This is a genomic window from Candidatus Saccharimonadales bacterium (genome assembly GCA_035758565.1).
Taxonomy (GTDB): Bacteria; Patescibacteriota; Saccharimonadia; order Saccharimonadales; family UBA10212; genus DASTXL01.
The window spans coordinates 411,617-425,316 of the sequence record DASTXL010000001.1; the positions used below are offsets into that span (position 1 = coordinate 411,617).

The following is a 13,700-nucleotide window of genomic DNA, read 5'->3' on the forward strand; positions in this document are numbered from 1 at the left end:
CCGTGCCGAAATCTGTCGGTGAATTTCTGCAAGCCGCAACCGACAAATTGACAGAGGTCGGCATTGCTTCAGCACGGCTGGATTCTTTGATTTTGATAGAGGATTTATTAGAACGCGACCGCGCTTATTTAATAGCACACCCCGAAACTGAACTTTCAACCGAACAAGCCAATAGATTGAACAAACAAGTAGCTCGCAGAGCCCGCCATGTTCCCCTGGCCTACATCCGCGGTTTCACCGAATTCTATGGCCGGAGATTTTTGGTTAATAAATATGTGCTGGAGCCGCGTCCAGAATCCGAAACTATGATTAATCTTTTAAAAGACCTGTATAAAAGTGGGCAATTGCAGCGCTTGGATGGAGCGCAAGACGGCAGCGAGCAGCGGACTAAGCCGTATATAAAATACGGTGAAGGAGCGGCGGAGCTGACAACACAGCGATTCGCCAACAGAGCTAGCAGAGTGGCCGGCTCCGCCGGACAGCAGGCTAGCTCGGCGCTGACGATTGCCGATGTTGGAACCGGCAGTGGTGCGATTGGCATTACAGCTGCCTTAGAAATCCCAGGCGGCCAAGTTGACTTATACGATATAGATAGCAATTGCTTGGCCGTTGCCAAGCATAATTCCGTATTACACGAACTCCGTTTGCATACTCGAAAAAGAGACTTGCTTAACAGGCCTTTGCGCCACTACGACGTAATTTTATCTAACCTGCCTTATGTTCCTAAGGATTGGCAGATAAATAAGGCGGCCATGATGGAGCCGCGAATCGCTATCTTTGGTGGCAAAGACGGTTTGGATTTATACCGGCGCATGTTTAGCCAGCTATCAAGGCAGCACCGACCGCCAAAATTTGTTCTTACCGAGGCTTTGCCGCCACAGCACGAAGAGCTCGCTAAGATTGCAAAAACTAACAACTACGCACTTCGTGCCAGCCAGGATTTTATTCAGGTATTTGCTCTAGCTTAATTTGTTGAAGCAGAACCCAAAATCACATGTTTGGTGATTGTTTTGTCGCCTCGAACGATGGTCAAAGTAAGCTTATCGCCCACCTTAAATCGGCTAATAGCGGCCGATAAACTGGTGTCTTGGTCGATATTTACATTGTTAATTTTAGTAATCACGTCTTTCTCGCGAATGCCGGCCTTATCTGCCGGGCTGCCGGACACCACAGCTGGTTCATCATTGCCACTGATGACGTAGGCACCGCGCTTAACACTCAGGTTAAATTCGTAAGCAATGTCGTCCGTTAGCGAAATGTATCGCACGCCCAAATAAGGCTGCTGGAGCTGGCCATTGTTTAGCACACTATCGATCATTCCCTTAAGATCGTTGATTGGCTGAGCAAATCCAATATTCTGACCCGAGCTCGCCGTAGCCGTATTAATCCCAATCACTTCGCCGTTTATGTTGACTAGCGGTCCACCAGAGTTACCTTCATTGATAGCTGCGTCCGTTTGGAACAAGTCGGTTAAAGTTTCGTCGCCTTGGGCGCCGGACTCGTCGCCGGCAGTTACGTCGCGGCCATAGCCAGAGATAATTCCACTGGTGACCGTGTTTTGAAACTGGCCTAGTGCGTTACCGATAGCAATTACTCTATCGCCAACTTGAACTTTAGATGAATCGCCAAGCGTCACGGGTGTTAAAGTCTTGCCTTTCAGATCGTTGATTTTTAGGAAGGCGATGTCTTCCGGACTTGACGCGTTAGAGCGTCCAATTACTTGCACGTTGTCGTAGCGGGTGCCGTCGGCTAAGGTTACGCTAACGCTTGTCGTACCGTCTGGCACCACGTGGCGGTTGGTCACAATAATGCCACTAGAGCTAATAATAAAACCTGTTCCTGCGCTTTCCTGGGAAGTCGGCTCGCTAAATCCAAAGAAATCCGTGCTCGTACTTTGACTTTGAACATCAACGCTCACCACACTTTGGCCCACGTTTTTAGCAATTTCGCTAATTAGTGAACTTTCGTCAGAAATATACTGCTGTTTTTGTTCGGTCGTGCCCAGACCAGAGTGATTATGATCATAAATATCGCTACCAACGAATCCTCCGCCCAATCCCAAAAGAAAAACTACGACCAAAATCACCGGAACTACCGCCTTTTTTGGATAACGAACACCTTTAATTTTGGCTGCGTGAGAGTTGACGCGCTCCGACGCCCGACGCAGTGATACTAACTTGTCCGACCTAGTCGAGAACGTCGCCGGCAACGTTTTTCCTTTAGTTTTTTCCTCTGGCTGCATTTATTATTCCTCTTACTCTTATTTTAGCAGTCAGCCTGAATCAAAGCTGAAAAAATCTACTAAGATTTCGAAAGGGATTGCTATACCGTCGCGCCTGTCCAATCGGACAGGACAAGTACTATTAAAAGAATTGCGAACATTATACCTAGCAACTGGCGCTCCAAAACTTTATTCAAACGACCATTAGCATCTATGTAATAAAGAGCTGCCAGGCCATAGCCAATGGTAGTCATAATAATGATGATTTGGGCTATTGAGCCATAGAACAGTAACCAGTGTCCTAAAATAAATGCTACGCAGGCTCCAAAATAGCCCCAAATATGGGCCAGCAGAGCTGAATATGGCTCTTCAAAGCTAGTCAAATAATGCCGAGCGGCCAGGTAGGTTACTGCCCAGGTGGCCAAAATTAGCCATATCAATGACGCGTCGCCAAACTTTAAGTAAAGAACGGTCAGGCCTAAAAGCTGCCCTATCATGGCCTGCGCCGAAACACTTAAAACATCGTAGCGAGGCTTAAGATAAACCAGCCAACCAGCGTATAGCACCACCCAAAGCAGCTGCCACCATGTGACGCTGGTGCTAGCCATAAACAGAATAAACGAAACGCTGACGATAATGTCCACTCCGTTAGCCACGATGTTGGCAAGCCAATAACGCGGCCGGACCGCAAACATTCTCCACTTGGCCAAGACAACCAACAGGATTGCTAGTGGTACAAATTCAATCTTGACCAGTATGTAGGCCAAAACCGGCAGTAAGCCATTTAGAGCAATATGAAGAACGTGAGAAAATCCGCGCGTCGGCTTAATTTTGGCTGGAAGTTGCAGCATCTTCGCCTAAGATTATAACAAAATCGGTGCCTTGCGGCGGGTTAATACCGCTACCCGACGGAATACTGGTCTTGGCTGTTACGCCAAACCGCTCCTCTAGATAATGGCGAGTGTATTTATCCTTGCCTTTTGTAAGATCCACCACCGTGGTTGTGGCTTGGTTGGTAACCGTTGCAGTATTGCCAACCGTAGTGACCGTATAGCCATAAGACTTCAGTAGGCTTGCCTTAGAATTAGCCAGACCAACTTTGTCGGTCGCGTTATAGACCGTTACTTTAGCGTTTTCCTTGGCCAAAAAGCCATCGCGTAAAGTGTTGCGAATATAGTTTGTAATGTCGCCGTATTGGAAGAGTCCCGCTTTGGGCTCTACTATAGATAAACCGTTCATATTGCCGGTAGTCAAATAATTGTGCGGCGCAGTTACTAAGTCGATCGAGGATATTTCCTTCGATGGAATTCGCTGGGTTATTTTATAAAGTCGGGTCATGTCGTTTAGTGAAAAATCGGTATACACATTGTTGCCGAAGCCACTTAACAGATTCGAGATCTTGATCGGATTGCTAAAGGTACCGGCGCTCAGAGCCTTGTCTTTTATGGCCACCAAAAGCTGTCTCTGGCGTTCGGCGCGTGAAAAGTCCGATGAAGTCTCGCGCGAGCGAGCGAACAATAAAGCCTGTTGACCGTGCATTACTTGCGGGCCAGGCTTGGCAATCACCGGGTTCCAGTTGTTCTCCCACTCAATGGTTGGATCATAGACTTCGCTAGTTACGTTTATATTCACGCCGCCCAAAGCGTCAACTACATCTTTAAATGCCGAAAAATCGACTACTACATGATAATGGATTGGAATACCGATTACCGGAGATATGGTGCGGTCCAGCAAGTTAAGCCCATCTTGCTCTTTGCCGGCTAAGGTCTTAGCCCTGGATTCCGATTTTCCATCCGGATAAGCCGCGTTAATCTTTTGATAACCATTGCCGGGAATCTTCACCCACAAATCGCGCGGAATGCTCAAGAGCGCTACTTTGTTATTAACGGGGTCAATACTGGCAACCATGATAGTGTCGGTTAAGTCCGGGCCGTCATGCCCTGGCCCACCCACGCCTAGCAGCAAGATATTTATACGGCCGTCACCCTCGCCTTTGAGCTGACTTATATCGACATTATCAGATAGGGCGGGCGCTCCGCCGCCGCCGTGAAAAAGATGGCGCTCGGTCATAAAAGCTTTGGCGCCCAAATAGGCCGCACCAATTAAAATAAGAGCTATGAGTGTTAAGGCGCTTCTCTTTATAAGTTTGCGAGCAGTTGGGTGAGCACTGACAAAGTAATAGCGCTTTTTCTTTTTGGTGCCGCTATCGTCTAAGATTATGGGCTCGTCAAGCAACGCGGCCTCTTCGGCCTCGGGCATTTTGTTGAGGCCTTGCGGAGTTGTTCGTGATGGATAAAATCCATCCACTCTCCTAGCACCAGCACCAATAGAAGAAGTCTGAGCCACCCTGACTGGTTTCATTGGGCTATAAGAGTTGCTGGTCGCACCCCCAATTATCCGACCATTTGATACAAAACCATCAATCGAGGCCGAACGTCGATTCGGTCCGTTAAACTTCTTATGCCTATCCATTTCGCACGTTTAAGTATACCATTTGGCCCCCACCCATGCGCAAATCGTTTATCAATGATGAGCCGCTAAGTTATAATGTTACGGTCGTGCAACATTCAGAGGAAATTAAACATGAGCCAAATCCCGAGGAACACGCCAAAGAGCATGTAGCCTCTGAGAAGAGTGTCCCTAAACCTCCTGCAGATGATAGTTCCTGGAAATCGGTTGTATCTACCCTAATACTTTTTGCGGCCGCCATCTTAATTGCCTTTTTTGTAAAAGCCTTTATTGTTCAGCCCTATATAGTTGACGGCCAGAGCATGGAAAATACTCTGCAGAACAATGACCGCCTGATTGTCAACAAAATTCCGCGCACACTTGCCAGGATAGACGGTCATTCATACATACCTAAGCGCGGCAATATTATCATCTTTAATCAGTCAGGCTTGCCTGGCTATAACGGTAGCAAGCAACTTATTAAGCGGGTTATCGGGCTGCCCGGAGAGCGCGTAGTGGTAAAAGACAATAATATAACTATCTATAATTCTACTCATCCTAATGGATTCAATCCGGACGCAACCTTGAAGTATCACGTTGTGCCCAACTCTACCTTAGGAAGCGTAGATATTAAATTAGGGCCCAATCAAGTATTTGTTTGCGGCGATAACCGCGAAAACTCAGAGGATTCACGCTATTTTGGCCCAGTCGACGTAAAGAATATAGTGGGCAAGCTGGTTTTGCGCATAATGCCAATAAGCAAGTTTGAGTCTTTTTAGACAATATATACATTAGAATGATCCTCTGGCTCAGGGTTGGACTATTTTTTTATTCAAATCGTTTTACGATGTGCTCCAAGTCTTCATCGGACTTGAATTTAATAATCAGCTGTCCGCCTCGGGCAGTATGCTTAACCTGCACATCGGTATTCAATTTCTTACTCAAGGAGCGTGTTATTTCATTTTCGGAATCCGTTGTTTTTCTAGCCTTTTCTGAGTCCGCACCTTTTTTTGCCGCCACGGCAAACTGTTCAGCCTGACGAACCGTCCAGCTATTGTCAAGGATACAACGTAGTAATTCATCTTGTTTGGCTTTATCGCTCCTCAGCGCCAGGATTGCGCGAGCATGACCTTCACTAATTCTACCTTGTCGCAAAGCCTCCATGGCCGCCTCTGGCAACTGAAGTAAACGAGCTAAATTACTTACTGTGCTGGGTGCTTTGCCTAGTTTTTCGGCTATTTGATCAAGTGCTAGATTAAATTGCTGTTGTAATTTATATACACTCATCGCCTGCTCGAGCGGCGATAAGTCAACTCTCTGAATATTTTCAATTAAAGAAAGCTCTATCTCTTCCAGTTCCTCAAGTGATCGCACTATTGCCGGCACATGAGTCAGCTTAGCCGCTTTAGCAGCTCGCCAGCGACGCTCTCCAGCTACTATTCTGTAACCATTTCCGGCCTTGGCATGTACTACTATTATGGGTTGTAGGACTCCGTGGCGCCTTATTGAGTCTGCTAATTCGCTAAGTGCCTCGTTATCAAACTGGCGCCTAGGTTGATCTGGATTTGGAAGAATATCCTGGATGAGTAGCTTTTGTACTCGTTCATTATCATCTTGAAGAATTGTTTTGTCTAAATCTTTGGGTATAAGGGAATCAAAGCCCTTGCCCAAGCCTGTTTGCCTTGCCATTATGTTCTCGCCTCCACTTCTTTGGCTAACGCCTTATATGCCCTAGCACCTTTGCTCCATTTGTCATGCTCTAATATTGTTTTACCGTAACTGGGCGCTTCCGCTAAGCGTACGTTCCTAGGAATAACTGTTTTGAAAACTTTTTCGCCAAAGTGCTTTTCTAGTTCAGATTTAACTTGACTAGAAAGCCCGGTGCGACTGTCGTACAAAGTCACCACTACGCCCAAAAGGTTCAAATTTGTGTTCAATGCCACATGAACCTGTTGAATAACCTCAAGTAGCTGCCCGAGGCCCTCGAGCGCATAGTATTCAGCTTGCACCGGAATCAAAACATCAGTAGCGGCCGTAAGGGCGTTAACCGTTAAAAGGCCTAAGGCCGGTGGGCAGTCTATAAGTATGTAGTCGTAGTCTAGATTGACCAATGCACGACGTAATTGCTGTTCTCTGTCGGCAATGCTAACCAGTTCAACCTCCGAGTTAGCAAGTTGAGCGTTTGTTGGCAATAAATAAAGATTACTTTTACCTATCTTAATAATAGCCTGCTTAGCTTCGACTCTAGAAAACAGTACGTCGTACAATGTTGACTTAAGAGCTTGTTTCTCTATCCCTAACCCGCTGGTAGTATTGCCTTGAGGATCTAAGTCTACAACCAAAACTGAATGGTTTTTAGCCAGGTATGCCGCCAAATTAATGGTGCTGGTAGTTTTACCTACACCGCCTTTTTGATTTAGTACAGCAATGATGCTTTTAGCCACTTTTTATTTATACCCCTGTCAAACAATACCATAAGCGTATCACTTAGAGGTTAATCAGTAAATGGTTGAGTTTCTTTCCTAATTGCTTACCCAGCGTACGTAGCAGGTCAGATTATTGATGCCTATGGAAGCTCCGGAACTGGATGCTGTGATATAGAGGTCGGGCTCCAAGTTGTCGGCATTGGTATAGCTACTTAAATCTTTCCAACCGGAGTCTTCAAAGACTTCTGAAGTTGGGTATGAATCTGTTGGGATAAATGTGGCAAAAGAGTTAATCCCGCTCATTGTACCGCCATTATTACTGGTATGAAAGGCCACACTCACCGTACCGTGAGCGCTGCCATTATCATAGGTGCTCATCATAAATCTGATCTGTGGATGCAAGCCGGCATTAGTTGGTCCACGCAGCGGCACTACCGGCAAACCTATGAATGTCCCTGCGGTGTTGCTGCCCAAACTTCGATTGGCATTACCCAGATAACTTGTGCCTTGCGTTATTATGCCCGTGTACGGCTGCTGATCCGATACCCATTTGCCATAGGTAGCGTCATAAGTCAGCGTCAACATATCATAAGGACTGGAGCCTGCACGAATACGTACCTGGCGGCCATCATATAGATTGGTCGTCGGCAGTGTGGTAACTACGTCTACGCCGGCCAAATTATTGTAAGCACCATTATCGCAGCCGCGGAACTGATTAGAACTGGAGTTATAGTAGATGCCTCCACTGGTACAACCGCCAGCAGGGTCGCCCGAAGTATTTTTAACCCCTAGAACCAGTATTACGGGCGTGGAGCTGGCCGAACCCAAATTAATCTGCATATTCGTGGTGTCAACCGTGAACAAATTAGTACCGCTGGCATTTTGGATCTGAAAAGCAGAAATGGAATCTGCGGCATTCTGGAACAGGGCTGAACCAGTACTACCCGACAGGCTAGCTACGGTAGAAAGACTATTGGCTGCAGTTCCAAAAACAAGCCTACCTATCGCATGATTAGTTTGATTAGCCCAGTAAACATCATTGATGCTCGAGGTCATGTCGGCAAGGTTGCCAGAAGCCGTAATGAAGTTCGAGTTACTGCCTGTGCCGTCTAGGCTGGCACGGCCGATAGTCCCACTACTGTTGGTCCAGTAGAGGAAGGTGGGAGTAACAGTTATGCCTTGTGGTGTGCCAACGGCGATAGCCACCAGGCTATTATTTGCACCCGTGCCGTCGAGATTAGCGCGGCCAAGAGAATGACTGTTAGTCCAGTAAATATGCGAGCTGTCTATGGCAACGTCCGTTATGTGCTCGCCTACAACACCCGAAATAAAGCTCTGGTTTACCCCGGTGCCATCAATATTGGCTCGAGCAACGGTATCGCCGTTATATTCTCCCCAGTAAATGTAGTTAGTATTAACGACTATGTTTTGCGGCACGCCAGATAACCCTGTTATAAAGCTACCGTTTGCACCGGTGCCGTCGAGGTTAGCGCGACCAATGGCGGTGCCCGTGGACCAGTAAATGTAGGTATTATCTACGGCCAAACCTACGGCTCCCGAGATGCCGGTTATAAACGATGTGTTTACCCCGGTGCCATCAATATTGGCTCGACCGATAGAATTAGTAGGAGCATTAATCCAGTAGATAAAGTTATTGTCCACCGCTACTCCAAAAGGTCCTGTTGGCGAGCTTACGCTCATGAAACTGGGGCTTAGGCCGTTTGTATTAGGCTTAGCGATCTGCAGATTGATATTGCCGCCATTGCCCGCCCCCGTACCTTGACCGCCTGCTAATATCAAGTTACTTCCGGCTACGTCGGCTCCGGCGCTGGCCGCCACCTGCAACATTCCGCTACCACCCGGGTTAGATAGCAGCAATCCCCCTGCGCCAGACCCTACAGCCAGCGTGCCGTCAGTCTTCAAGGTGTTGCTAGCTGAGCGATACAGGTTAGTGTCCGTACCAAAACTTATACCGCCAGTGGAGGTTGTGGTATTTGTTCCCACAACCAGCACGCTACCAGCGTCCGAAGTAGCGTTAACGGTTATTAAATTATTGGCCGAAGCATCTTGTACTTGAAGCGCGATAGGATTATTAATGCCTGTCTGCCATTGGTAAGTGGTCGAGTTGGCATTCCATATCATAGTGGGCAGCCCCGTAAGAAGAGACGTAGATAGATTAGTTAACGTAGGGTCGGTATTGCCGTAAGTGTTAAGGGTCGAGGCGTCCGCGGCACTCAAGGTTCCCTTTCCGGCAGCGAACCAGAATACATCGCTATCGGTACTGCTATTGGCAATCGTAAAGCTTGATGAGTTGATGGTCGGCATGCCCGAGTAAGAAGTGGTACTGAATGCCGATCCGTTTACCGATACGCCAATCTGCGAGCCTGTCCAGAAAGCCACCAAGGTGTAAAGATTAGTCTGAGTTATATCTACGTTACTTTTGAGCGCTAGTGCTGAATTGACGCCAAAACGCACATCAGACGTAGGTCCGCCGCCGCCCCCATGAATACGGAGTAAGGCCTGGTTGGTACCATCAGTCCAGTTAAAGGTTGCTATGTCGCCCACTCTGCTGGCCGGCTGATCCATTCTAAAGCGTATAGCTATCCATCCTTGTGCTTGGTTGAGGAGGCTGGATGGGGCGGTGATATTACCGGCGGATCTAGTCTGAGTAGTACCATTGGTTTCTACGTAAGGTGTCGCGTATGGCCTTGCTTCAGCCTGGGCCCCGTCAATATAGAACGTAGTATTTTGCTGGACATCAGTTTCGACATATAAGCGGAAGGTGCCTGAGCCCAGAGGCGAAGAAGTAGTTAGAGTCAGCCTGGTCCAGCTGGTACTAGACAGCGTAACCGGGGAGCTTGTAATTACTGCTGTTGGTGTATTATCGGTCAGGCGCAGGCGCACCGTAGGACTGCCGGTGCTCGCTTTAGCCCAAACACTAACGGTATGGATTTGGTTACTTGATTGGACAAAGGTAGTATAAGCCCCCTCATTGGCCGTGGAATTGCTGGTGACTATTTGGGCTGAACGCGAACCGAACTTTGCGATACTGGACGAGCTAACAGAAGAAGATACAGAGGTCCAGCCGCTGGTGCTGCTCTCGAATCCGCCGTTGGCCACCAGGTTGTTGACTGATTCCCACACCCCATAGCTACTGTCGCTGGTGATGCCGTCGTACGAGTGACCGGCCACATTAGTGGTGCTTGCTCCTTCGGCGCGCATGGCATCATTTATTTCACTGCCGCTAGCCGTTAGATTAGCGCTCAATACCGGACTAGAGAAGTTGTCTTTTATGGCTAGAGTAGCAATCGGGCTGCTGGTGCCGATGCCTATCTTGCTATTTATAGTGTCCGCTACCAGAAGGTTGGACGTACCGGCGGCATTTTGTACCTGAAATGCGCTCATTGAATCAGCGGCGTTTTGGAATAGTGCCGATGTATTGGCAGTCAAAGAACTGCCAGAAGAACTCACGTTCAATAGGTTTGAGCCGGCAGCGTTTTTAACCTGAAAGGCGTTGGTGTTATCTGTAGCGTTTTGGAATAGTGCCGAGCCGTTGACACCAGAGATAGTGGCGACAGTAGAGAGAGAATTGGCTCCGCTGCCAAAACTGTAGCGACCAACAGTAAGCAAGCTTGAGTTAGTCCAGTAGAGGAATGAACTATCCACGGCCACGCCTCCCGTATTAGATCCAGTGATGTAGCTGGTATTTATGCTGGACCCATCAAGGTTGGCACGGCCGATATTTCCCCCACTTACCGACCAATAAAGATGACCACTGTCGACAGCGACCTCTGCAGAAGCAGTGTTCGCGCCTGTCATAAAACTCTGATTAACGCCGGTGCCATCTAAATTGGCACGGCCGATATTACCTGGGAGAGAAGTAGCGGCAAAAGTCCAATAGACATGTGAGCCGTCAACTGCTATTCCGTATCCGGCTTGGCTGATGCTAGTAACCAGGGCCTGCACGTTCGTGCCGTCCAAGTTAGCACGACCGATGGCGAATGCGCCTTGAGCGTCGGTGAAGTAGATATAATTACTGTCTACCGCTATGCCTCTTATAGCAGCACCCTGCCCGGTTATAAAACTATTGTTAACACCTGTGCCATCCACATTAGCGCGGCCGATGGAGCCGCCCCCTATTGTCCAGTAAACATAGTTATTATTAGCTGCTAAAGCAACTATGCTGCCAGAAGTTATAAAATTCGGGTTAGCATTAGTGCCATCCAGGTTGGCACGGCCGATCTTAGTGCCGCTATTTACCCAGAAGATGTAATTATTGTTTACAGCTACTTGTCCCGCGGAACTCAGCCCGGTAATAAAGCTCTGGCTAGGTACGTTAACTGATGGTTTAGCAATTTGCAAATTAATGTTACCGCCATTGCCAATCCCGGTGCCCGCGCCACCGGCTAATATCAAGCTACTACCGGCTACATCAGCTCCAACAGCTGTCGCCGCCTGCAGCGTACCAGCGTTGCTGGCTCCGCCAGCAAGAATCAAGTTGCCCGCGCCATTACGGTAAAGTTGCGTATCTGTGCCAAAGGTTACGCCGCCAGCAGAGGTTGTCGTGTTAGTGCCAATTGTCAGCAACGAACTAGTCGGAACCGCTCCTATGCCTATGCGAGTATTTTGAGTATCAGCGACAAATAGATTACTGTTCCCTGCCTGATTCTGAATTTGGAAAGCCGTGGTGCTGTCGGTAGCATTTTGGAACAGCACATTGCCGCGAGCTCCAACCGTAGCTACACTTTGACCGCTATCGCCAGCTACCAGATCAAACAAGTCAGCAGTTTGACCAGAGGCGCCGCGGATAGTGGCAACAACATGATTGTTGGCATCTGACTGAATAGCGAAATTAGCAGTCTGCAAAGAGGTAGAATTTTGAATATAGTTGCCACTGCCGGCTCCCGGTGTACAGCCACCAGCTGAACAAATTATATTTCCACCCACGCGAATGGCCGTTGTTGAGTTAATGTCGCCCCCGACATCTAGCGTATAGGTTGGTGGCGTTGGCATGGCTATGGCCACCCTGTCATTCACAGTATCACCGCCTATGAGATGCGAGGTACCGGCAGCATTTTGCACCCAGAAAGCGTTGGTCGAATCTGTGCCTGGCTGAATTAATACGTTGCCTGTTGGCCCAACCGAAAAGACTGTGTCGTTAAAGCCGTCGTTAACCTGGAAAATATTAGCGATTTGTCCAGACGCACCCTTTACTAGCCCAGCGACAGAGTTAACATCGGCGCTTTGAACAGCAAAGTTCGCGCTCTGTACCGAGGTTCTGTTTTGGATATAACTGCCCGATCCCGAGGCGGCCGTACAACCAGCACCCGAGCACAATGCAACACCGTTAATCCTTATTGAACCTCCAGCAGTTACATTGATGTCGCCGTTAACATCCAAGGTGTAATTAGCGCTTGTTTGATTTATAGCCACCCGCCGGTTTGAGGTATCTACTAAGAACAGCGCTGTGGTGCCGGCGGAGTTCTGAATCTGAAAAGTGTTGGTAGAATCAGCGCCAGGTTTAAATAGGTTATTGTTAGAATTTTTTAAAGTAACGTTCGAGCTCAGGCGAGCATCAGGTAGCGTGCCGGATGAAATATTGCCAGCATTTAGTGCAAGTAACGCTGAACCATTTAGTGCCGGCAAAATGCCACTTGGCCCTAGTTGAACAAGTTGCAGTGCACCATTGAAGCTATTGCCAGCCTGGGTAACATTTGGGCTGAGCTGGGTTGACGAGGAAACTATATTCGGAGCATTGAGTTTACCATTGATAGTAACCGTACCTGTCTTGGTGTCAACATTTATAAGGCTTGTGCCAGAAGCGTCTTGGACAGTAAAGGCCTTGGTTGAATCGGTGTCATTTTTAAAGGCCACCGGTCCAGACGCGGTTAGCTTTTTGCCGTTAGCGATCTTAGTGTCGATGCCAAAGGTTACAGACTCAGCGCTCACATCGCCGAGCGTATTAGATGATGGCTCTTGATTATTGACCTGTGATTGTGGGGTATTTGTATGGCGATTCATAACGAATAATGTAGTGGCGGCGCAAACTAAGACTATTAGGCCAACCACTAAGAAAGATCGCTTCGGTATTCCTGGCGCCCAACTTATCTTTTTGGACTGTGCAACCGGCGGCTCAGGTGCCACAGCATAAATAGACTCATTAAGAGTCGGCGCAGCTGGGCTAGGTACCATGCCCTGCGTAGCGAGAGTTGGCGCGGCTTCTAGCGAGCCTATTTCGGGTACACCTGGAGTTATAACGCTATTAGGCGTTTGAGTAAGCTGAGATGTACTGGCAATAGCCGGTGCTTTAGTCACGGCAGAAGTACTGTTTTGAACAGGGGTAGGCTGGATAGAACTAATAGGAGTCGGCTGCTGCTCTGGATTCATCGCCTTGCTCCTGTAGTTATTAGACGCGGAACTCGCTCTACATGATGGGCTGCCTGTAGCCTAAAGTCATAGCCAGCCCTGGATAGCCGTTTTCGGCATTTGGGCGAGCAGGTTTTAGCGTCTCGCCTGCCCTCGAAGAGACAGGCGCAGCCAGCGCAGATTTTTATCTTTTTTGACGCCATTTTTGTTTTTGTTTTAAGCCTTTTTGTTTTAATTGG

The 13,700-nt window shown here is 48.1% G+C and carries 8 protein-coding genes; 2 read left to right on the plus strand and 6 right to left on the minus strand.

Going from position 1 to position 13,700, the window contains the following annotated elements:
* Positions 1 to 2: 2 nt before the first annotated feature.
* Positions 3 to 968 (plus strand): HemK/PrmC family methyltransferase, encoded by a 966-nt coding sequence (locus VFT49_02360; GenBank protein ID HEU5004910.1) that lies wholly within the window; start codon positions 3 to 5, stop codon positions 966 to 968.
* Here VFT49_02360 and VFT49_02365 read toward each other — a convergent pair.
* From VFT49_02365 to VFT49_02375, 3 genes are all read right to left on the minus strand, one after another.
* Positions 965 to 2,242 carry a trypsin-like peptidase domain-containing protein gene (locus VFT49_02365; GenBank protein HEU5004911.1) on the minus strand — a complete coding sequence of 426 codons (1,278 nt, stop codon included), beginning with the start codon at positions 2,240 to 2,242 and terminating at the stop codon, positions 965 to 967. The genes VFT49_02360 and VFT49_02365 overlap by 4 nt on opposite strands.
* Before the next feature lie 80 nt (positions 2,243 to 2,322).
* Positions 2,323 to 3,072, minus strand: a complete 750-nt coding sequence (locus VFT49_02370; protein HEU5004912.1) for a hypothetical protein — start codon at positions 3,070 to 3,072, stop codon at positions 2,323 to 2,325.
* Complete coding sequence (locus VFT49_02375) at positions 3,047 to 4,693, minus strand: LCP family protein (protein HEU5004913.1); 1,647 nt, start codon at positions 4,691 to 4,693, stop codon at positions 3,047 to 3,049. The genes VFT49_02370 and VFT49_02375 overlap by 26 nt, the downstream gene beginning before the upstream one ends.
* Before the next feature lie 86 nt (positions 4,694 to 4,779).
* Here VFT49_02375 and lepB point away from each other — a divergent pair, with 86 nt between their 5' ends.
* Positions 4,780 to 5,448, plus strand: a complete 669-nt coding sequence (gene lepB / locus VFT49_02380; GenBank protein HEU5004914.1) for a signal peptidase I — start codon at positions 4,780 to 4,782, stop codon at positions 5,446 to 5,448.
* 49 nt (positions 5,449 to 5,497) lie between these two features.
* Here lepB and VFT49_02385 read toward each other — a convergent pair whose 3' ends face one another.
* The 3 genes from VFT49_02385 to VFT49_02395 all read right to left on the minus strand — a co-directional run bounded on the left by VFT49_02385 (position 5,498) and on the right by VFT49_02395 (position 13,482).
* The gene (locus VFT49_02385) at positions 5,498 to 6,358 is read right to left on the minus strand and encodes a ParB/RepB/Spo0J family partition protein (protein ID HEU5004915.1); all 861 of its coding nucleotides are present in this window, start codon (positions 6,356 to 6,358) and stop codon (positions 5,498 to 5,500) included.
* Positions 6,358 to 7,113 (minus strand): ParA family protein, encoded by a 756-nt coding sequence (locus VFT49_02390; protein HEU5004916.1) that lies wholly within the window; start codon positions 7,111 to 7,113, stop codon positions 6,358 to 6,360. The genes VFT49_02385 and VFT49_02390 overlap by 1 nt, the downstream gene beginning before the upstream one ends.
* A 78-nt stretch (positions 7,114 to 7,191) precedes the next feature.
* Positions 7,192 to 13,482 carry a DUF5050 domain-containing protein gene (locus tag VFT49_02395; GenBank protein HEU5004917.1) on the minus strand — a complete coding sequence of 2,097 codons (6,291 nt, stop codon included), beginning with the start codon at positions 13,480 to 13,482 and terminating at the stop codon, positions 7,192 to 7,194.
* Positions 13,483 to 13,700: the final 218 nt, after the last annotated feature.